Origin of the sequence: Pectobacterium sp. CHL-2024 (assembly GCF_044751765.1) — a bacterium.
Classification (GTDB): Bacteria; Pseudomonadota; Gammaproteobacteria; order Enterobacterales; family Enterobacteriaceae; genus Pectobacterium; species Pectobacterium brasiliense.
The window spans coordinates 11,950-32,096 of sequence record NZ_JBIXKO010000019.1 but is presented as its reverse complement, the minus strand read 5'-3'; the positions used below and the strand labels follow the sequence as shown (position 1 = coordinate 32,096).

Genomic DNA, 20,147 nt, shown 5'->3' with positions numbered 1-20,147 from the left:
CTGTCCGAAGCCTCTCTCCTGACAGAAGAAACAAAATGACATACCTGCGAATTATTATCACCCTTTTCTCCTGTATTTTGGAGAAATAGGCAATAAGCAAACAGAAATGTGCATTGAACGTCTTACGTGGGTTGATGACAATACTGAGCATACCGTTATCCTTTCATCCCACGGGAAAAGACATGAATAAAACGATTGAACTGTTCACCTCACACCGCAGTGAACGTAGCTATCTTGATAAAGCGATTCCCGATGACGTGCTGGATGCCATTATTCAGTCTGCGCATCTGGCACCGACGTCCGTGAACTCTCAGCAGGTCTCGCTCATCGTCACCCGCGACCCGGAACGCAAAGCACGCATTGCCGAATTAGCTGGCGGCCAGCCGTGGATTGCCCAGGCACCGGTCTTCATCACCGTAGTGCTGGATATGCATAAAACGCAGGTTGGGATTGCCATGAGCGATAAGCAGCAGCACGCGCATGAAAGCCTCGAAAGCCTGATTTCCGGCACAACGGATGTCGGCATCGCGCTCGGCACGCTGATGGCCGCCGCACGCTCGTTTGGGCTAGGCATCGTCCCGATTGGCGGTATTCGTCGCGACCCACAGGCGATGATCGACTTTCTGGAACTGCCTGAACTGACGTTCCCCGTTGCAGGCGTTGCGATTGGCTACGTGGATACCCCTGCGCATCAGAAACCGCGCCTGCCGCTGAATTCCTTCCGCCATGATGAAACCTATCATCAGGACGTTCTGCCTGCGGCGATTGAGCAATATAACCAAACGCTGGTGGCACACTGGCAGCAAACCGGCCGCGCAGACGGCGACAACTGGGGTGATAACACCGCCAGCTACTATCAGCACATTTATTTCCCGAAAGTCTTACCCGCGATCCTCCAACAGGGCTTTAAACTGGACAAATAACCTATGCTAAATTTCACACTTCATACCCCTACCAAGATTTTGTTTGGCGAAGGCCAGATTGCTGAATTAGGCAAAGAAATTCCTGCCGATGCCCGTATCCTCATCACCTACGGCGGCGGCAGCGTGAAGCACAATGGCGTGCTGGATCAGGTCTATCGTGCCTTAGAAGGCCGCAATGTCCGTGAGTTTTCCGGCATTGAGCCGAACCCGACTTACGAAACGCTGATGAAGGCCGTCGAGGTCGTCCGGGCGGAGAAGATTGACTTCCTGCTGGCGGTTGGCGGTGGATCTGTCGTCGACGGCACGAAATTTATCGCTGCCGCCGCAGACTATCAGGCCGCACAAGATCCGTGGCATATTCTGCAAACCGGCGGCGCGGAAATCGATCGCGGCGTCGCGATGGCGGCGGTGCTCACCCTGCCAGCGACCGGTTCGGAATCCAACAACGGCGCAGTCATCACGCGTAAATCGACCAACGATAAGCTCGCTTTCCGCTCACGCCACACTCAACCGCTTTTCGCCGTGCTCGATCCGGTCGTGACGTACACCCTGCCTGCTCGCCAGATCGCGAACGGCGTGGTCGATGCCTTCGTTCACACGGTTGAGCAGTACCTGACGTACTCCGTCGATGCCAAAGTACAGGATCGTTTTGCGGAAGGTTTACTGCTGACGCTGGTTGAAGAAGGCCCACGCGCGCTGGCTGAACCGGAGAACTACAAGGTCAGAGCCAATGTGATGTGGAGCGCTACGATGGCGTTGAACGGCCTGATTGGCGCAGGCGTGCCGCAGGACTGGTCAACCCACATGCTGGGCCACGAATTAACGGCGCTGCACGGTCTTGACCATGCCCAGACGCTGGCTATCGTTCTGCCTGCCATGCTGACGGCAAGAAAAGCCCAGAAACGCGACAAGCTGCTGCAATACGCCGAGCGCGTCTGGAACCTGCGTGACGGTAGCGAAGATCAGCGTATCGACGGTGCGATTGCCGCTACGCGTGACTTCTTCGAGACAATGGGCGTACCGACCCGTATGTCTGACTATCAGTTGGATGGCAGCTCCATTCCGACGCTGGTCGCCAAACTCAGCGAGCACGGCCTGACTGCTCTGGGCGAACATCGCGACATCACGCTGGAAGAAAGCCAGAAGATTTACGAGGCGGCACGCTAAGCGCCTCTCCCCCTAATCATTCAAGTTAGAGGAGAAAACACTATCGTTTAACCATATCGATACTCTAAATAATTCAAGTTTCAGGAAGGCGGCAAGCGAGGGAATCCCGATGAGCTTACTCAAGTAAGTGATTCGGGTGAGTGAACGCAGCCAACGCACATGCAACTTGAAGTATGACGAGTATATACCCTCAATGCTGTGTCTGTTAAAGGGAGCCAATCGGCTCCCTTTATCATCAGGCACTGTATAGCCGACGAATTTTTCTACTAGAATGAAAGCATATGCCTGTTCCTGCGAGGGATCACGTTGTCCTATTTCCGTGATATGAACAGGTCGCCCATCCAGTTAACCCTATGATACTTTTATGGATTAACGGATATAAAAGGAGAATGAGATGACGCAACCGAAAGTTAAGCTGGCGGACGGCAATATCATGCCCCAGTTGGGCCTTGGTGTCTGGCGAGCAAGCAGTGAGGACACGGTGATCGCCGTGACTGAAGCATTGTCCATCGGTTATCGGGCGATCGATACCGCCGCGATTTATAAGAACGAGGAGGCCGTTGGTCAGGCACTGAGTTCCGCGAACCTGCCGCGTGAAGAGGTGTTCATCACCACCAAGCTCTGGAATGGCGATCACACCGATCCCCAAAAAGCGTTGGAAGAGAGCCTGAGAAAACTTCGGTTAGATTACATCGATCTCTACCTGATTCACTGGCCGCTCCCGCAACAGAACACCTTCGTGGATGCCTGGCGCGGACTCATCAAACTCCAGGAACAGGGTCTGGCGAAAAGTATCGGCGTCAGTAATTTCCATATTCACCACTTACAGCGGTTAAAAGAAGAAACGGGCGTATTGCCGGTCATCGATCAGGTCGAGCTACATCCTCTTCTCCAGCAAAGACAGCTCCATGCCTGGAATGCTATCCACCATATCCAGACGGAATCCTGGAGCCCGCTAGCGCAGGGCGGCGAAGGCGTCTTTGACCATCCCATTATCCGTAAACTGGCGACAAAATACGGCAAAACGCCGGCACAGATCGTGATCCGCTGGCATCTGGACAGCGGGCTGGTGGTGATTCCTAAATCGGTCACGCCGTCGCGTATCAAGGAAAACTTCGAGGTGTTTGATTTCCGTCTGGATAAAGATGAGCTCAGTGAAATTGCCAAGCTGGACTGCGGGAAACGTCTGGGATCGGACCCTGACGAACCGAGAAACGACTAATCTACCTTCGATGCCAGCCTTCACCGGGCTGGCATTTTTCTTCTCATCTAATCAGCAAACTGAATCTCATACACATCGCTACGGCAATGTGCTTCACTGTATTCCAGCAGTTCACCCCGTTCGTTATAAACATGCAGTTGGCAATACAGCGCTGGAGCCCCCGCCGCAATACCAAGAAGCGCAGCAATTTCTGCCGTACAGGCAATCGCTTTGAAACGATAGCGTTTTTTGTCAGGTGTGACGCCACGCGCCATCCAATATTGATAGAGAGACTGCTCAAGCGCTTCGGGGTCGGGTAGAAATTCTTGCGGTATCCAGGTCGTTTCCAGCGAAACGGGTTCGCCGTTGCTGAGCCGGACGCGTCGCAGATAGGTGACGGCCTCACCTTCGGGCAGAGACATTTTCGCGGCGATGGCTGCGGGTGGAACCTGTATTGCCTTTTCTAACCAGAGGCTGCCGGCGACGCCGCCTTGTTTCAATATCAGCGCAGTGAACCCTTCATCCTCTGTGCTCAGCGCGTAGTTAAGCCGTTGAGCCACGCGGGTTCCCACCCCCTGCTGGCGCACAATCAGCCCTTTTTCTTCCAGCAGTGACAGGGAACGGGAAACCGTTACGCGCGATAATCCCAACTGCTGCGCAATCAGTCTTTCGGCGGGTAAGAACTGGCCGGATAACGTCTTACGGCGGCCGATTTCTGATTCAAGCAACGACGCGAGCTGCATGTACCGAGGCGCCGACGGCGCTCCAGCCAGCTGATCCCTGACCCAAAGCAGTAATTCCCGCATAGTGCAGCCCTTTTAGTGACGCAGCGTTCTGGCTGCGTACAGGTTAAAACAGAAAGTGAACCTGATTTCATAGCGAAACGAAACGCTCGGACGCTGACATTGTTGTAATAAAAAATATTCTTTTAGCAATAATCAGATCCGGAACAGTGCGCGACGCAAAACGCAATTCACCCTTAATTAATAGCAACATCAATATATAAGGTATCGTCCGCGCGGCTCTGCATCTTTAATTGTGGTTTGTCTGAATAGAGGTGGATCACATTAAGAAACAGATGGGGATCGGGAACACTGCCGTCTGACGAGCAAGCAGCGCATCAGACGGGTGCCGTTACCTTTGTCACAGCAAAAGGGGGGCGCGGAGAAGCTGGCAGGCTAGCGGTTGGTTTACATCGCAGGCTGTACGATGAGCTGTCCCGTCGAGCCGCGATCGGCCAGTTCCAGCGTCTGGCTGTAATACAGGAAGGGGAACGCCATTGAGGAAGGCTGTGTGAAATAAACCAGCAGCTCGACATCGTTATCCACCCACACCGTATCTTTCCAGCCGCTGTCTTCCACCGCTGGTGGCCGACCATTCGCGCTGCGCACCAGAAACTTGACGCCCTGAATGTGGAAAGCCTGCGGCGTGTCGGCGTGGATAATCCAGCGCTCACAGCGGCCAAGCTGGGTTTGTACATCGGCACGCGTCATGTCCCACATCGCGCCATTGATGCCGGGCAGACTATCACCCAGACGGAATTCGCGCGTGCGGCTGATGCTACCTTCAATGATGTTGTCGGCCAGCAAACGCATCGGCAGGTTATCCGTGACTAATGGCAACAGCCCCGTCGGCTTCAGCGTAAGTATTTGCGTTGAAATCAGGATGCTGGAAGGCTCAAACAGCCCGCGCAGACGATCCATAATCCCAGCCGACTCACCTGCCGTTAGCGTCACTTCTTCGCCTTGCGACATGTCGACCAGAATTTCGCGCCGTTCGCCGGGCGCGAGAGAAAGCTGGTTTACCGCCATCGGTGCCGGCAACAGCCCCTGATCGCTGGCGATCACATGCATCGCTCGCCCATCGCTCAACCGCATCACGTAACGCCGAGAGTTCGACGCGTTCAGCAACCTCAGGCGCACCCAGCCACGGGACACTTCAACAAAGGGATTTTGCACGCCGTTGACGAGCAGCGAGTCGCCCACGAACCCACCGTTAGAAGGCGGGTTATAGAGAGGGACACCAAAGTTATCCAGTCGTTTATCCTGAATAATCAGTGGGAAATCATCAACACCGTAGTGATTGGGCAGCGGCAGGGCCTTACTGGCTCGGTCTTCCACCAGCCATAGCCCAGCCAGCCCGTTATAGATATGCGGTGCCATGCGGTTCGGCGTATTCGCATGATACCAGCAGGTCGCCGCTGGTTGACGAACGGGCAACACTGGTGACCAATCGGTTCCTGGAGAAATGATGCGAGCCGCGCCGCCCATCAACGGCCCCGGCACCTGCAAGCCGCCGATCGTCATCGCGACAGGCTCATTCAGGCGGTTACTGTAAATCAGCTTAACGTCATCGCCATCATAGACCCGCACCGTCGGCCCTAAATAGCGGCCATTGATTCCCCAAATGGAGGTCTTACGGTCACCGGAGAATGCCCAATGGGCACGCTGCATGGTCAGAAAAAGCGGCTGGCCTCGGCGCGACTCCAGTAATGGCGGTATCGGCAATGCGGCGGGATTCCCACTGGCTTTGGCTGCCAGTGGCGTCATACCCGCACATAACGCAAGGCCCGATGCCTGAATAAACTGACGTCGGCTGAGTGACATAAGGACTCCGTAAATCCAATAAACCGTAAGCAAAGTTTATCTTCCGATTCGTTCTTGGATAGACAATCGGAAGAAATAATCGCGTAACTCGATGGGGTAAGTTTATTTTTTGTCTGCTGCTTCGCGCGCCGCGACTTCCGCATCCAGCTCCGCAATCTTGGCCGCCATCACATCATGACAGTGTGCAGCCAGCTCGCGAACCTGATCTTTGGTATATGCGCGGGTATCAATCGGCGGCAACATTTCTACGATAACGAGTCCGTTATTCCAGCGGTTCAACTTCACCTTGTTGCTGGTCGTAGAAACGCAAATCGGCACAATCGGCACCTCTGCGCTAATCGCAGCATGAAAGGCACCGGTTTTGAATGGCAGCAGGCCGCGTCCACGGCTGCGCGTACCTTCGGGGAACATCCAGATAGATGTGTTGCGCTCTTTAATATGCTTCACGACCTGGGCAATGGTGCCATGCGCTTTAGCGCGGTTTTCACGGTCAATCAGCAAGTTACCTGTCAGCCAATACAGTGGCCCGAAGAACGGGATCCACAGCAGGCTTTTCTTGCCCACGGTAACGGTACGCGGCTGAACCGCGCTGGATACCGTGACCATATCGTAGTTGTTCTGATGATTCGCGATATAGATGCAGTTGCCGTAATGCGCAGCTTCTTCCGGTATCCGCATTTCTACTTTCAGACCAAACACCACGGACAAGCGACCAAAAAGATGGCCGAAGGTCGCGACATGGCGGGGATTTCGAGGGCTGAACAGGCAGTAAAACAAGCCAAAAATACAGATCAAAATCGAAAAAATAACGACAATAAAAAAACGCAAAATGGATAACATAGCAACCTCATTAGCCGACAGCCGCCGCTAGTATAGCGATTTCGCGCTAAAACACACGGTGATTCAATTTGCTGCAAGATGGCAACCGGAAACTAAAGAAAGGCGGTATGACACCGCCTTTCTCAACATGCACATGACAGTATGGAGGAATTATTCTTCGCTGCTGCCGGTGCTAATCTGCTGTGGTGCATCCACCTCAATTCGGTCAATGCGCTGTAGCCCACGCAACAATGTGCCTTTCCGCCCACGCTCCCCTTGATACTTCTGAAGCTCGTTCGGACGCAGCACCAGCTTACGCTTACCGAAGTACAGCGTGACGGAAGCCTGTGGTGGCAGCAGATACAGCCAGGTCAGACGGTCTTTCCCTTCCGCAAAATCAGCCGAGGAGATGGACACAATCTTGTTGCCCTTGCCTTTCGACAACTGTGGCAGATCGGAGACAGGGAACAGCAGCATTCTGCCTGCGGCGGTGATCGCCATCAGCAGGTTATCGTCACCTTTGATCTCGATCGGTGCCAACGCCTTCGCGTTATCCGGCAGCGTAATAATCGCTTTACCCGCGCGGTTACGCGCCACCAGATCGTTGAAGGTACAGACGAAGCCGTAGCCCGCATCGGATGCCATCAGCAACGGCTGATCGTCTGCGGCCATCAGCACCTGTTCAATCGTCGCGCCCGGCGGCGGCGTGAGTTTGCCCGTCAGCGGCTCACCCTGACCGCGTGCAGAAGGCAGCGTGATCGGATCCAGCGCATAGCTGCGGCCGGTGGAGTCAATGAACACCACAGGCTGATTGCTCTTGCCTTTCGCGGCGGCGCGGAAGCTATCGCCGGCTTTATAACTCAGTCCGGCAGGATCGATGTCATGCCCTTTCGCGCTACGTACCCAGCCCATTTCTGACAGCACAATGGTAACCGGTTCGGACGGCACAAAGTCGTGCTCGCTCATCGCTTTCGCTTCGCCACGCTCACGCAGCGGCGAACGACGATCGTCACCATAGGCTTGCGCATCGGACTGAATTTCTTTCTTAATCAGGTTGCTGAGCTTACGGTCTGACGCCAGCAGCGCTTGAAGCTGATCGCGCTCTTTTGCCAGATCGTCCTGCTCACCGCGGATTTTCATCTCTTCCAGCTTGGCCAAATGACGTAATTTCAGCTCCAGGATCGCTTCAGCCTGTGTTTCACTCAGGCTGAACTGGCGTATCAGAACGGGCTTCGGCTCATCTTCCGTGCGGATGATATGGATGACTTCATCGATATTCAGGAACGCGATCAACAAGCCTTCAAGGATATGCAGGCGCTTGAGCACTTTTTCCAGACGGTAGTTCAGACGGCGGCACACGGTGTCGCGACGGAAGACCAGCCACTCGCTCAGGATCTCGACCAGCCCTTTCACGCTCGGGCGACCATCCAGACCGATCATGTTCATGTTAACGCGATAGCTTTTTTCCAGATCGGTCGTGGCGAACAGGTGGTTCATCACCTGATCCATATCGATCCGGTTTGAGCGTGGCACCAGCACCAGACGGGTTGGATTCTCGTGATCGGATTCATCACGCAGGTCTTCGACCATCGGCAGTTTCTTCGCACGCATCTGGCTGGCAATCTGCTCCAGCACTTTGGCACCGGAAACCTGATGTGGCAGCGCGGTAATCACGACATCACCGTCTTCTTTCTTCCACACCGCACGCATACGCACGGAACCACGGCCATTCTGGTAGAGTTTGCGCACTTCATCACGCGGCGTGATAATTTCAGCTTCTGTCGGGAAATCCGGCCCTTGGACATGCTTCAATAACTCGTCCAGCGAGGCTTTCGGGTTTTCCAGCAACATCACTGCGGCGGCGGCAACTTCACGCACGTTGTGCGGCGGTATGTCCGTGGCCATCCCGACGGCGATCCCGGTAGTGCCGTTCAGCAGAATATTAGGCAGACGCGCAGGCAGCATCTTCGGCTCTTGCATCGTGCCGTCAAAGTTCGGGGTGTAATCTACCGTGCCCTGCCCGAGTTCAGACAGCAGCACTTCCGCATATTTGGACAGCCGCGATTCGGTATAACGCATGGCCGCGAAGGATTTAGGATCGTCCGGCGCCCCCCAGTTCCCCTGACCATCCACCAGCGGATAGCGATAAGAGAACGGCTGCGCCATCAGCACCATCGCTTCATAGCAGGCGCTGTCGCCGTGCGGATGGTATTTACCCAGCACGTCACCCACAGTACGGGCAGATTTTTTAAACTTGGCGCTGGCATTCAGTCCCAGCTCGGACATCGCATACACGATGCGACGCTGCACAGGCTTCAGGCCATCGCCAATGAACGGCAATGCCCTGTCCATGATGACGTACATGGAATAATTCAGATATGCATTTTCGGTAAACGTGCGCAGCGCAAGGCTTTCTGCGCCGTCATGAGTCATCTCACTCATTTATCTCACTTCCCTCACATCGCGGCGCGATGGTTACGCTTTCCGGCACGCCATAGCGGCGGTATGTTTGGCGGGAATAGTACCTTATCTGATGAGGTGATGTCACAGGGAACCATTCGCAGAAAACTACGTTGCAGGGAACCGCGCCACGGGGAACGATGCCGCCTCAGAGAATCATCGCATCAGGCGATTGCCGAAGTGAATCCGATGGTTGCCGGAGAAGGTGGCTAGCGGTAGCGATGAACGCTCGGGTGATCTGCGGTAATCGTTTCGCCGTACACGGAAATTGACGGCTGGTCGGGTCGCAGCATCGGTTTCCCCTTACGGCCAAGCAGAATACGTTCAACCGCAGCACCGAAAGACGCGCCTTCAAGCCAGAATGCCTCATGTATAAAGCTCATCCCATAGCAAGTTCCTGCGTCATCCATCAGCAGAGCGCCGTGCGAATGATGGGTTTCGCCGATCAGAATCAGCGTCGTGTTCAGAATACCTTGCCACTCAATCAGCGTTTCATCCTGCTGCAAATCCTCGCTGCCGCCAAAAGCGATGTCGCCGCTGGCACACGCTTCCCCTGCACCGCACTGCCCGACCGTCAGCCCGCTGAACGCGTGAAGGATGGCGAAGGCTGGGTGATTCTCTGGCACAAACGGCGGAATGGATTGCGCTTCAGCACGCGGCCAGCCCGCCGCGTGAAACAGTGGAAGAACGGATTCGGGTATTTCAATCGGCATTGTTCGTCATCTCGCAGTTGCGGCTAAGGAAAAGTCAGCGTTGATTCATCGCCCGTCGCTTCCGTTTTGATAGCAAACATACCGTTTCATTAAGAATTATTCATCATCGTTGCAACAACAGATGATAATGCTTAGCATATTGATAATAATTATCATTACCACATGATAATTAATGTTATTCGCCGTTTTGCATTTCCCTTGCAGACGTTAGCGACCAGCACGCCATGTTTCCCCAACGCCGCTGGCCAGAACAACCTTATAGCAGAGTATCATTATGTTAATTAACAAGAATTTAAATAAAATTCTTCTCACCGGCATCTTGACTGGCGTCGCGCTGAACAGCATGGCAGCGGATAGCACCACAGGTAACAACGCACTCAACGTGAAGAACCAAGACGATTCGGCGGCGAAAGCGGGACAGACTGACGATGTGATGACGGTTCACGCGCCAAAAGTCGAGAAAAAGGCCGGTTCAAGCACGACGCTGACGGCCGCAGATATGCAAAAAGAAGGCGGCAACAATTTCGGCACAATCATGCGCTATCAACCTTTGGTGAGCGCAACCGGATCCAGCGGCGGCAGTAATACAGGGAAAAGCGGCTTCGACCGCGGCGGTTACACGGGCTACAACATTCGCGGCATTGAAAGCAACCGTGTTGCGATCGATACCGATGGCATCGCCCTGCCCAATGCCACGGGCCGCAGCTATGCCAGCCGTGCCGGATTCAATACCTTCGGCATGGGGCGCGACTATATCGACCCTTACGTGTACAGCAGCGTCGATATTGAGTCAGGCGTCACCTCCGCAGAAAATACGGTCAACGCGCTCGGGGGCAGCGTCTCCTTCCGGCCAAAATCTGCCGATGACTATCTGAAAGCAGGCAAGCAGGACTACTTCGGTTTTCAGAGCGACTACGACTCCGCCAACCATGGTTGGCATAATGGCATCACCGCAGCAGGCGGTGATGACGAATTACGCGGTGTGGTCGTATTTAGCCGCCGTGACGGCCAGCAAACGCGTAATAACAGCGACGAGATCGCCGCTTACCCCGCCAACTGGCACTCTAACGCCATTTTGGCGTCCGGCATTTGGCAGGCTAACGACGAGCATCAGCTCACCGGTACGCTGGATTATTACCATAAAACTAACCACACCCATTATGACTACTGGGGTAGTCTGCCAAGCGGCAACAACACCATTTACGGCACGGCGCAACAGAGCAGCGAAACACGCCGTTGGACCGCCAGCCTGAAAGATCGCTGGACGCCCGTTAACAACACGCTGGTCGATTTGGTTGATAGCCGCATTTACTTCCAAAACAGCGAATCACACGACAATACCTGGCTGCCCGCAACCACAGGGATGGCGGCAGCAGATAGCCATCGCGTCTATTCTGACTACAATGTCACCACCTATGGGTTCGATACCCATATGGTGAAAAGCTGGGATCGCCACGAGTTCAGCTGGGGCCTTAACGCCAGCCAAAGCAAAACAGAGCGTCCGTTCAGGCAGTCGCCTAACCAAACGGGTGCCAATAACATCATGCAGCCGGAAGCCGATAGCAACAGCTACACCGTCGGCGGCTTTGTGCAGGATACCGCTACGTGGGATCTGGCGGGGCACGCCTTCTCGGTTGTCCCTGCCGTGCGCGCTATCCATCAGCGTACCAAACCGACCAACACGGTTCGCCTGAGCGGTGACGGTAGTGTCATCAGTGAATCCGATGTCAACAGACTGTACGGCAAAGCCAACAGCGATACGCAAGTCCTGCCTTCACTGAGCTTCCTCTACGACATCACTCCTACGCTGACAACCTATGTGCAGTACCGTCGTGGCGCACAGTTCCCGGATGCCAGCCAGCTTTATGGCAGCACCAACCTGGACGCCAACTATGCCGGACCAGCTCAGTATGCCTTTATCGGCAATAGCGACCTCAAGACGGAAACCAGCAACAACGTAGAATGGGGATTAAAAGGGGAAGCGACGGAGGGGGTCACCTTCCGCACCGCGCTGTTCTACAACACGTATAAGAACTTTATCGCCAATACCCGCTACCGTCGTAACGCTAACCCCGATAAATTCGTCAATGTGCCAAGCAATATCAGTACGATATATCAGGCGGAAAACCGCGATAAGGCTTATATCTACGGCGGAGAAGTCAGCAGCAAAATACAGCTAGGCACCTGGTTCCCAGCGGTTGATGGGCTCAGCACCACGCTGGCGTTTGGCTATACCAAAGGCCAATCGCAATCGCGCTACCTCGGCGACCGCTATGTCGATCTCGACAGCGTTGCGCCAATGAAAGCCGTGATAGGTATTGCCTACGACGATCCTGCTCAGCGCTACGGTGCTGCCCTGACGTCGACCTTCCAGAAAGGGAAGCAGGCGAAGGATACCAGCCGTGAAAGCTATACCAATGCTGGCAACGCGATCGCCACCTCGAATACCGAATATATGCGTATTCCCGGCTATGGCATGGTTGACCTGACCGCCTACTATCGCATTAGCAAGAACGTGAAGGTCAACGGTGGCGTGTATAACCTGACTGACCGTAAGTATTGGGATTATCTCAGCAGCCGTCAGATCGAAACCAACGATCGGCAGGGACAGTATGACCGCGCCCTCTCCGTGCAACCTGGTCGTTCCTTCCAGTTGGGTGTGAACGTGGACTTCTAATCCGCGTCGCTCACGATTCAATAAAAAAGGCGGTGCCTCATTCGGGCATCGCCACAACTCGGCAAGAATGCGTACCACGGTTTTCTTGCCTTTTTATTTTCCTCTACACGCTCTTCCCGCAACATCCCGTTTAATGACGCCAATATCGTTATTTCTTCAGGATAAAAGAATAAATATATCGATAAGAGCGTCTGACTTAACTCAAGCTATAACGTGATCGCGATCTCAATTAATATTCCGTCAGCATCATGTTTTAATTTTGTCCTATTCAGCGGACAGCATTTAGTATTGTCCCTATCGACTATCACGACTAGATTAATCACTACAGCATTCTATTTAAATAAACGCACAGAGAAAATAAAACAGGAAATTATTTAGAAAAAGTTATCAATTCGATAAGCATCAGAAAATCTAAAAATTCATGAGGGTAATATGATGCAGCCACTCACCTCCCGCCAGAACCGTTTATTGAAATATCTGTTACAACACCAGGGATATGTAACGGTTAAAGATATTGCACATTACCTGGATGTGTCGGAAAAAACTGTCTATCGCGATATGCAATTTGTCGAAGCCTTCCTTTCTGTCTGGAATATTTATCCAGACAAAAAGGTCGGTGCGGGAATCATGTTAACCACGGATGACGACCGACACCTCGCGTTGCTGGAACAGCAAATTGTCGTGGACGACGGGGACACCGATGCCCTCATCAACAATGCTCGCCGCGTCAAAATTGCCTCGCAGCTGTTAAGCGATACGCCTCATGAAACGTCCATCAGCAAGCTGTCAGAACGCTATTTTATCAGCAGCGCCTCTATCGTTAACGATCTGAAAATCATCGAAAGCTGGCTACATCCACTGGGGCTGGCGCTGGTACGCAGTCAGAGCGGCACGCACATTGAAGGCAGTGAGAATCAGGTGCGTCAGGCGATGGCCTCGCTCATTAATGACGTAATGCACCATAAAGAACCCGGCCCGCTTAGCCATTCTCGTCTCGACCCCGGCAGCTATAAGGCGCTGATTAATTATTTCGGTGAAGAAGACGTGTCCTTCGTCGAATCACTGTTACAAGGCATGGAGCAGCAGCTTTCTTATCCGCTCGGCGAGCCTTATTACATCAACATTTTCACGCATACCTTAATTATGATGCACCGGATTGCGCAGGGGAAAGCGTTAATGATGGCGGAAGAATCCGTTCTCCAGCAGGTTGATAATCGCATCTTCTCTATCGCTCAAAACATGGTGAGCCAAATAGAGCAGCGGGTCGAGAGCACGCTGCCTTCTGATGAAATCTGGTTCATTTATCAATATATTATTTCTTCGGGCATTGTGATGGAGGAGCGGGAAAATAACCAACTGCTGCGTTATCAATTCTCTAACGGTGAATCACGCAGAATTACGCGCGCCTTGACGCAGATATTTTCTGATTTAATCAATATCGACCTGCGCACGGATAAGTTATTACATGAAGGATTGCTTATTCACATTAAGCCGTTGCTGAACCGTTTGAAATACCAAATACATATTCGAAATCCATTATTAGACGATATCAAAAGCGAATTTGTCGATATTTATGAAATGACTCAGCAAGTCATGAGTGAAGTCTGTCAGCGGTTTCAATTAAAACCGGTCGCTGAGGATGAAGTCGGCTATCTAACCATTCATTTTCAAGCCGCGCTGGAACGCCAAATTGCGCATAAACGTATTCTGGTGGTGTGTTCAAGCGGTGTAGGAACGTCACACCTGTTAAAAAACCGTATTCTGCGCGCGTTTCCTGACTGGATTATTGTTGGCGTGATCTCGGCCAGCAATATGCAAACGTTTTGCCAGCAGGAAGAAATTGAACTGATTATTTCCACGATTCATCTGGAAGAACAACACATTCCTGTCGTCTATGTTTCTGCCTTTTTTAACGATGATGACATTAAGCGCGTGACCGAAAAAGTTATCACTAATCAGCTGCATCAGGCCGTCCCTCACTGATTCTCGGCCGAACGTTAATTTTTTAATTTTATAGATGAGGTGTGCTCAATGGATATCAATAAAATACTGAATGCCAATCGCGTGAAGTTAAACATGTCCGCGACCAATAAAGATGAAGCCATTAATGAATTAACCGATCTGTTGTATGCCGATGGCGCTATTACCAATAAACAGGATTTTGTTCACGATGTCTGGTTACGTGAAGCCGAAGGCTCAACCGGTTTTGAAAACCATATTGCGATCCCTCATGGGAAATCCTCCGCCGTCAAACAAACCACGCTCGCGATTGGCCGCACCCGTCAGGATATTCCCTGGGAGACGCTGGACGGTAGCCAGGTTCGCTGCATTATTCTTTTTGCCGTGCGTCTGGAAGATCAGAACACGACACACATTCGCCTGCTGTCTCAGGTTGCCAGTGCGCTGGCTGATGATGAGGTGATTGCTCAACTGCTGGACGAATCCGATCCCCATAAAATTATTCGGCTGTTTAGTCAGTACGCAGAAACAGCGCCCGTCACTCCGACATAAAACGAGGCTCAAAATGAATATTGTTTGTGTTGCCGCCTGCACGGCAGGCATTGCGCATACCTATATCGCACGCGAGAAACTCATTAAGGGTGCGAACGCCTTAAATTACGCCATTAAAGTGGAAACCCAAGGCACCATTGGTACGGAGAATGAATTAACGCCCGAGGAGATAGCCGCAGCCGATGTCGTTATTTTGGCTATCGATATCAAAATAACAGGCGAAGAGCGATTTAAGGGTAAACCCGTCGTTCGAGTAAAAACGGAGGTCGTTATTAAATCTCCAATTAAATTTCTGGAAAAAGTCGCTAGTTCTTTAGCGGGTGCCTGAATAGCTAATTTTCGGGGTAATCATAATGAACACCAGAAAAATCACCGTTGGACAGGAAATAAAACGGCATCTCCTTACCGGTATTTCCTGGATGATCCCGCTCATTGTCGCCGCCGGGATCTGTATTGCCCTCGGTCAGGTGATCGGCGGCCCGGATGTCGGTAAGCAAACCGGCAGCATCGCGTGGATGCTCAACCAGATCGGCGGTTGGGGCATGGGGCTGATTGTGCCGCTGATCAGCGCCGCCATCGCTTACTCCATTGCCGACCGCCCCGGCTTCGCTCCCGGCCTGATTGTCGGCTTTATCTGCGGTCAGATTCAAACCGGGTTTATCGGCGGTATTCTCGGCGGCTTCTTAGTCGGCTACACCGTGCTGCTGCTGCGTCGCTACATCAAGCTGCCCACCTCGATGCAGGGACTGATGCCCGTCATGATCCTGCCGCTGCTCAGCACCATTATCGCCGGGCTGCTGATGATGACGTTTATCGGCCAGCCCATTGTCTGGCTGCAAAAAGCACTGATTCATCTGCTGGAATCCATGCAGGGCGGCTCGAAATTCCTGATGGGGGCGATTTTGGGGGCGATGGCAACCTTCGACTTCGGCGGACCGGTGAACAAGACGATGTCGCTCTTCGCCGATGGCATGCTGGTCGATGGCATCTACGGACCGGAAGCCGTCAAATTTGTCGGCTCAATGATTCCGCCTTTCGGCATCACGCTGTCCTTCCTGCTGACCCGCTACAAATACACCCGCGCTGAAAAAGAAGCGCTGAAAGCCGCCTTCCCGATGGGGATCTGCATGATTACCGAAGGGGTAATCCCGATTGCCGCGCGCGACTTGTTCAGGGTGGTTGCCAGCTGCGTCGTCGCCTCGGCCATTGCGGGCGGGCTCATCATGGTCTGGGGCGTGGAGGCGCCCGTGCCACACGGCGGCATGTTTGTCGTCCCGCTGTTTACCAAGCCGCTGATGTTCTGTCTGGCGCTCGGTATCGGCACGGTCATCTGCGGCGTGATGCTGTCGCTGATTAAGAAACGCGTCACGCAGGCAGATGAAGAGTTCGACGACGTTGACGACAGCAGCGTTCGTGACGAAGACATTAAATTCACTCTCGAATAATAGGAGCCGCCATGTATGCCGCAATGAAAACCCTCATTGATGACGCGTATCAACAGCAGTATGCCGTGCTCGCCATCAACTGTTTCAACCTGGAGACCGCTCGTGCGGCCATAGCCGCTGCCGAGCAACAGCGTGCGCCGCTGATTCTTAATGTGTATCAGGGCCACAGCGCGCACTTTCCGCCGCACCTCGCAGTGCCGTTGGTCAAGGCGCTGGCCGAGCAGGCCACCGTTCCGGTGGCGCTCAGTCTGGATCACGGCACAGCTTTCAGCCTGATTGGGCAGGCGTTCCGCGCCGGCTTTACCGGACTGATGATCGATGCCTCCAGCCATCCGCTGGCGGAAAACATCCTGCGCACCCAGCAGGTAGTGACCATCGCCGCGACCGCGGGCGTCTGCGTGGAAGGTGAGCTTGGGCATATCGCCGATGCGCCCGTCTACGACCAAGAGGATGCCGCGGTGAAAATGACACAGGTGGAAGACGTCGTTCCCTTTATCCGCCAAACCGGTATCGACCTGCTTGCCGTGTCGGTCGGCACCGCCCATGGCATTTATCCACCGGGGGTGGCGCCACGGATTGATTTTGAGCGTCTCGAAGCCCTGCATCGGGAATCGACCGTGCCGCTCGCGCTGCACGGCGGCAGCGGCACCAAGGCCGACGATATTCGCCGCGTCAGCCGTCACGGCGTCGCCAAAATCAACGTTGGCGCGGCCGTTTTTGAGGCAGGCAAAACGGCATTGCAGCAGGCGCTGCATCAGCACCCAACGACAGAACTGTCCGAGCTGCTGGCGACGATGGAATCCGCCTGCCGCGATGTGGTCGCCGATTATCTCAGTTGGTCCGGTTCCGCCAACCAAGCCTGACCGTTCGCCCTTTACCGACTTTCGCCATCAGTGGTTTTCCACTGGTACAGGAACGCTTTGCCCTTTACCCGACACAGGAGAGACATAACATGTTGATTTCAATGACCGATATCCTTAAACCCACGCGTGAACACCGCTTCGCTATCGGCGCCTTTAACGTGGCCGACAGCTGCTTTATCCGCGCCGTAGTGGAAGAAGCCGAAGCAACGAATACTCCAGCCATTATCTCTATCCACCCGAGCGAGCTGGAATTCGTGACCGATGAATTCTTCGCCTATGTGCGAGAAAGAACGTTGCGTAGCCCGGTGCCGTTTGTCATCCACCTCGATCATGGCGCGTCGATCGCACATGTCCTGCGCGCTATTCAGTGCGGATTTACCTCCGTGATGATCGATGGTTCGCTGCTGCCTTATGAAGAAAACGTGGCTCTTACGGCCGAAGTGGTGAAGCTGGCGCATGCCGTTGGCGTTTCCGTGGAGGGGGAATTAGGTACGATTGGTGATACCGGCACCACGATAGAAGGCGGCGTTAGCAAAGTGATCTACACCGACCCCGAGCAGGCGGAAGATTTCGTCAACCGGACAGGCGTTGATACGTTAGCCGTCGCTATCGGCACCGCGCACGGCATCTATCCCAAAGACCTGAAGCCAGAGCTGCAAATGCATATCCTGCGGGATATCTCGCAGCGGGTCTCGATTCCGCTCGTCCTGCACGGCGGTTCCGCCAACCCGGACGCCGAAATTGCCGAAGCGGTAACGCTTGGCGTGGGCAAAATCAATATCTCCAGCGACATGAAATTCGCCTATTTCCAGAAAGCGCGGGAAATCCTCAGCCGTGAAACCTGGTGGGATCCGAATGCCATCTATCCAGAACCGATTAAGGCGGCAAAAGAGGTGATTCGCTACAAAATGGCGCTCTTCGGTTCGACAGGTAAAGCCGCTTTATACCGATAGCTACGCCACACGATCTGAACAAGGCAAGGGAAGGATGCTCTTGCCTTTTACCCCACCCACATTATTTCAATATGGCGTCATTCCGCTTCTTGATTATTGATATTCAGTCAACAGTGTTATGCGCTAGCGCACATTTTTCTGCACTGCTCTCTGCTCTAGACTACGCCCAACATCTTCGTTGATAACCGATTCGAGAGCAGACCTATGCAAAACATTTTGCTGATTGACGCAGGCAAATCATTCGCTCATTCCAAAGGTGAGTTGAACCATACCCTTACCGATGTCGCCGCCAGTTTCCTACGCGATAAAGGTCACGACGTGCGCGTGACGGTCGTGGACAGCGGCTACGATATTGAACAGGAAATTCAGAACTACCTGTGGGCAGACACCATTATTTACCAGATGCCGGGATGGTGGATGGATACGCCGTGGATCCTGAAGAAATACATCGATGACGTATTTACCGCCGGCCACGGCTCGCTTTATGCCAGCGATGGCCGCAGCCGTTCGGATGCCAGCAAGAAATACGGTTCGGGTGGGCTGCTACAAGGTCGCAAATACATGCTGTCTCTGACGTGGAATGCGCCGCTGGAGGCCTTCAACGATCCCGAACAGTTCTTCCACGGTGTGGGCGTGGACGGCGTGTATCTGCCGTTCCATAAAGCGAACCAGTTCATCGGGTTATCCCCACTGCCAACCTTCATCTGCAATGATGTGATAAAGGCACCGGATGTGCCAGCTTATCTTGCGAATTACCGCCAACATCTGGACGAACACGTTGCCTAATCGGTATTAGGCTCGCTTCTCTACCGCTGTGGGCCACGTATCACAGCGGGTTTTCCGTGAGCTTCTCGCTCATGAAATCCAGAAAACAGGTAATGCGCGCCGCCAATTGGCTATTGCGATAATACACCGCGTAAACCGGCAGGCTGGCGTCCAGCGTCTCCTCAGTGAGGATCGGTACCAGCCTCCCCGCCGCCAAATCGTCCCGGATCAGGAAGGTAGACATACGCATAATCCCTTCGCCTTGCAACGCAAGTTGACGCAAGATCTCACCGTTTGAGGCTGATAGTACTGGCTTGATGGTATAGAAGTCCTGAAGCCCATGCCGCAGCGGCCAGTGATTCAGCGACTCCGACTGGGTAAACCCCAGACAAAGATGATCGGCCAATGACTCAACCGTCTTGGGCGTACCATTTTGCTGTAGATATTCAGGACTGGCGACAATACGCAGCTTGCTTGCACCGAGCAGCCGGGCATGAATGGTGGAATCTTTGAGCGTGCCGATGCGAATGGCGATATCGGTATGCTGCTCAAGCAAATCAATAATGAAATCGTCAGTGTTGAGTTCAAGAACGATCTTGGGATAACGGCGGCGAAATTCCGGCACCAGAGGCACGATCACATGCTGCATAAATGCCGAACCCGAGTTGATTCGCAGCCGTCCGCTCGGTTGCTCATGGCGCAGCAGTACCTGCTCTTCAGCGTGTTCCACCGCGTGAATCACACCACGGGCGTGCTCAAGAAACATCGTGCCTTCTTCGGAAAGGGAGAGGCGTCGAGTGGTACGGTGCAGCAACGTCGTGCCCAGCTTGTCTTCCAGACGCCGCAGCGCCCGGCTGATGCCCGACGTGGTTTGCCCAAGCTGTTCCGCTGCCGCCGTGATCGAACCGGTGTCGATCACCACCACAAAAGCCTGAAGTTCCTCAAGCGTGACTTTCATAAGCGCGTACACCTGCCGTCGATTCGGTATTCACCAAACGTTATCGTGTACTCGCATCATACCGCAGTCACTTGTAAATGACTGCC

At 53.6% G+C, this 20,147-nt stretch carries 18 protein-coding genes; 12 read left to right on the top strand and 6 right to left on the bottom strand.

Features of this window, described 5'->3' with window-relative positions:
* Nucleotides 1-182: 182 nt before the first annotated feature.
* The 3 genes from ACIPUG_RS19125 to dkgA all read left to right on the top strand — a co-directional run bounded on the left by ACIPUG_RS19125 (nucleotide 183) and on the right by dkgA (nucleotide 3,312).
* Nucleotides 183-923 carry an NADPH-dependent oxidoreductase gene (locus ACIPUG_RS19125; RefSeq protein WP_014913907.1) on the top strand — a complete coding sequence of 247 codons (741 nt, stop codon included), beginning with the start codon at nucleotides 183-185 and terminating at the stop codon, nucleotides 921-923.
* Between the two features lie 3 nt (nucleotides 924-926).
* Nucleotides 927-2,090, top strand: a complete 1,164-nt coding sequence (gene yqhD, locus ACIPUG_RS19120) for an alcohol dehydrogenase (protein ID WP_014913906.1) — start codon at nucleotides 927-929, stop codon at nucleotides 2,088-2,090.
* Nucleotides 2,091-2,484: 394 nt separating this feature from the next.
* Nucleotides 2,485-3,312 carry a 2,5-didehydrogluconate reductase DkgA gene (gene dkgA, locus ACIPUG_RS19115; protein WP_014913905.1) on the top strand — a complete coding sequence of 276 codons (828 nt, stop codon included), beginning with the start codon at nucleotides 2,485-2,487 and terminating at the stop codon, nucleotides 3,310-3,312.
* Between the two features lie 47 nt (nucleotides 3,313-3,359).
* Here the strand turns inward: dkgA and ACIPUG_RS19110 are convergent, their stop codons facing one another.
* The 4 genes from ACIPUG_RS19110 to parC form a co-directional block, all read right to left on the bottom strand.
* On the bottom strand, nucleotides 3,360-4,034 hold the full coding sequence (locus tag ACIPUG_RS19110; RefSeq protein ID WP_240477607.1) for a GntR family transcriptional regulator: 675 nt from the start codon (nucleotides 4,032-4,034) through the stop codon (nucleotides 3,360-3,362).
* A 447-nt stretch (nucleotides 4,035-4,481) separates the two neighbouring features.
* Nucleotides 4,482-5,897 carry a cell division protein FtsP gene (gene ftsP / locus ACIPUG_RS19105; protein ID WP_039282743.1) on the bottom strand — a complete coding sequence of 472 codons (1,416 nt, stop codon included), beginning with the start codon at nucleotides 5,895-5,897 and terminating at the stop codon, nucleotides 4,482-4,484.
* Between the two features lie 102 nt (nucleotides 5,898-5,999).
* Nucleotides 6,000-6,737 carry a 1-acylglycerol-3-phosphate O-acyltransferase gene (locus ACIPUG_RS19100; protein WP_014913902.1) on the bottom strand — a complete coding sequence of 246 codons (738 nt, stop codon included), beginning with the start codon at nucleotides 6,735-6,737 and terminating at the stop codon, nucleotides 6,000-6,002.
* Nucleotides 6,738-6,887: 150 nt separating this feature from the next.
* The gene (parC, locus tag ACIPUG_RS19095) at nucleotides 6,888-9,158 is read right to left on the bottom strand and encodes a DNA topoisomerase IV subunit A (RefSeq protein WP_400339743.1); all 2,271 of its coding nucleotides are present in this window, start codon (nucleotides 9,156-9,158) and stop codon (nucleotides 6,888-6,890) included.
* Here parC and ACIPUG_RS19090 point away from each other — a divergent pair.
* Nucleotides 9,141-9,389 carry a hypothetical protein gene (locus ACIPUG_RS19090; protein ID WP_131546539.1) on the top strand — a complete coding sequence of 83 codons (249 nt, stop codon included), beginning with the start codon at nucleotides 9,141-9,143 and terminating at the stop codon, nucleotides 9,387-9,389. The two genes, parC and ACIPUG_RS19090, sit on opposite strands and share 18 nt — an antisense overlap.
* Here ACIPUG_RS19090 and ACIPUG_RS19085 read toward each other — a convergent pair.
* On the bottom strand, nucleotides 9,386-9,889 hold the full coding sequence (locus tag ACIPUG_RS19085; protein ID WP_039462713.1) for an SUKH-3 domain-containing protein: 504 nt from the start codon (nucleotides 9,887-9,889) through the stop codon (nucleotides 9,386-9,388). The genes ACIPUG_RS19090 and ACIPUG_RS19085 overlap by 4 nt on opposite strands.
* Nucleotides 9,890-10,163: 274 nt before the next feature.
* Here ACIPUG_RS19085 and ACIPUG_RS19080 point away from each other — a divergent pair, with 274 nt between their 5' ends.
* The 8 genes from ACIPUG_RS19080 to ACIPUG_RS19045 all read left to right on the top strand — a co-directional run bounded on the left by ACIPUG_RS19080 (nucleotide 10,164) and on the right by ACIPUG_RS19045 (nucleotide 19,124).
* Nucleotides 10,164-12,566 carry a TonB-dependent receptor domain-containing protein gene (locus ACIPUG_RS19080; protein WP_400339739.1) on the top strand — a complete coding sequence of 801 codons (2,403 nt, stop codon included), beginning with the start codon at nucleotides 10,164-10,166 and terminating at the stop codon, nucleotides 12,564-12,566.
* 432 nt (nucleotides 12,567-12,998) lie between these two features.
* On the top strand, nucleotides 12,999-14,549 hold the full coding sequence (locus tag ACIPUG_RS19075; RefSeq protein WP_400339737.1) for a BglG family transcription antiterminator: 1,551 nt from the start codon (nucleotides 12,999-13,001) through the stop codon (nucleotides 14,547-14,549).
* 48 nt (nucleotides 14,550-14,597) lie between these two features.
* On the top strand, nucleotides 14,598-15,077 hold the full coding sequence (locus ACIPUG_RS19070) for a PTS sugar transporter subunit IIA (RefSeq protein WP_039313703.1): 480 nt from the start codon (nucleotides 14,598-14,600) through the stop codon (nucleotides 15,075-15,077).
* Nucleotides 15,078-15,090: 13 nt separating this feature from the next.
* Nucleotides 15,091-15,405 (top strand): PTS fructose transporter subunit IIB, encoded by a 315-nt coding sequence (locus ACIPUG_RS19065; RefSeq protein WP_010280229.1) that lies wholly within the window; start codon nucleotides 15,091-15,093, stop codon nucleotides 15,403-15,405.
* 25 nt (nucleotides 15,406-15,430) lie between these two features.
* Nucleotides 15,431-16,522 (top strand): PTS fructose transporter subunit IIC, encoded by a 1,092-nt coding sequence (locus ACIPUG_RS19060; RefSeq protein ID WP_010280227.1) that lies wholly within the window; start codon nucleotides 15,431-15,433, stop codon nucleotides 16,520-16,522.
* An 11-nt stretch (nucleotides 16,523-16,533) separates the two neighbouring features.
* On the top strand, nucleotides 16,534-17,385 hold the full coding sequence (locus ACIPUG_RS19055; RefSeq protein WP_039522255.1) for a class II fructose-bisphosphate aldolase: 852 nt from the start codon (nucleotides 16,534-16,536) through the stop codon (nucleotides 17,383-17,385).
* An 89-nt stretch (nucleotides 17,386-17,474) separates the two neighbouring features.
* Complete coding sequence (locus tag ACIPUG_RS19050) at nucleotides 17,475-18,338, top strand: ketose-bisphosphate aldolase (RefSeq protein ID WP_277517460.1); 864 nt, start codon at nucleotides 17,475-17,477, stop codon at nucleotides 18,336-18,338.
* A 204-nt stretch (nucleotides 18,339-18,542) separates the two neighbouring features.
* Entirely contained in the window at nucleotides 18,543-19,124 is a 582-nt protein-coding gene (locus ACIPUG_RS19045) for an NAD(P)H-dependent oxidoreductase (protein WP_400339732.1), read from the top strand.
* Between the two features lie 40 nt (nucleotides 19,125-19,164).
* Here ACIPUG_RS19045 and ACIPUG_RS19040 read toward each other — a convergent pair whose 3' ends face one another.
* On the bottom strand, nucleotides 19,165-20,061 hold the full coding sequence (locus ACIPUG_RS19040; protein ID WP_094370060.1) for a LysR family transcriptional regulator: 897 nt from the start codon (nucleotides 20,059-20,061) through the stop codon (nucleotides 19,165-19,167).
* Nucleotides 20,062-20,147: the final 86 nt, after the last annotated feature.

Coding starts and splice junctions, on each gene's coding strand:
- ACIPUG_RS19100 (WP_014913902.1), bottom strand. CDS start 6,737: ATGTTATCCATTTTGCGTTTTTTTATTGTCGTTATTTTTTCGATTTTG.
- ACIPUG_RS19055 (WP_039522255.1), top strand. CDS start 16,534: ATGTATGCCGCAATGAAAACCCTCATTGATGACGCGTATCAACAGCAG.
- ftsP (WP_039282743.1), bottom strand. CDS start 5,897: ATGTCACTCAGCCGACGTCAGTTTATTCAGGCATCGGGCCTTGCGTTA.
- ACIPUG_RS19110 (WP_240477607.1), bottom strand. CDS start 4,034: ATGCAGCTCGCGTCGTTGCTTGAATCAGAAATCGGCCGCCGTAAGACG.
- ACIPUG_RS19090 (WP_131546539.1), top strand. CDS start 9,141: ATGAGTCATCTCACTCATTTATCTCACTTCCCTCACATCGCGGCGCGA.
- ACIPUG_RS19085 (WP_039462713.1), bottom strand. CDS start 9,889: ATGCCGATTGAAATACCCGAATCCGTTCTTCCACTGTTTCACGCGGCG.
- ACIPUG_RS19075 (WP_400339737.1), top strand. CDS start 12,999: ATGATGCAGCCACTCACCTCCCGCCAGAACCGTTTATTGAAATATCTG.
- ACIPUG_RS19060 (WP_010280227.1), top strand. CDS start 15,431: ATGAACACCAGAAAAATCACCGTTGGACAGGAAATAAAACGGCATCTC.
- dkgA (WP_014913905.1), top strand. CDS start 2,485: ATGACGCAACCGAAAGTTAAGCTGGCGGACGGCAATATCATGCCCCAG.
- ACIPUG_RS19065 (WP_010280229.1), top strand. CDS start 15,091: ATGAATATTGTTTGTGTTGCCGCCTGCACGGCAGGCATTGCGCATACC.
- ACIPUG_RS19045 (WP_400339732.1), top strand. CDS start 18,543: ATGCAAAACATTTTGCTGATTGACGCAGGCAAATCATTCGCTCATTCC.
- parC (WP_400339743.1), bottom strand. CDS start 9,158: ATGAGTGAGATGACTCATGACGGCGCAGAAAGCCTTGCGCTGCGCACG.
- ACIPUG_RS19080 (WP_400339739.1), top strand. CDS start 10,164: ATGTTAATTAACAAGAATTTAAATAAAATTCTTCTCACCGGCATCTTG.
- yqhD (WP_014913906.1), top strand. CDS start 927: ATGCTAAATTTCACACTTCATACCCCTACCAAGATTTTGTTTGGCGAA.
- ACIPUG_RS19125 (WP_014913907.1), top strand. CDS start 183: ATGAATAAAACGATTGAACTGTTCACCTCACACCGCAGTGAACGTAGC.
- ACIPUG_RS19040 (WP_094370060.1), bottom strand. CDS start 20,061: ATGAAAGTCACGCTTGAGGAACTTCAGGCTTTTGTGGTGGTGATCGAC.
- ACIPUG_RS19070 (WP_039313703.1), top strand. CDS start 14,598: ATGGATATCAATAAAATACTGAATGCCAATCGCGTGAAGTTAAACATG.
- ACIPUG_RS19050 (WP_277517460.1), top strand. CDS start 17,475: ATGTTGATTTCAATGACCGATATCCTTAAACCCACGCGTGAACACCGC.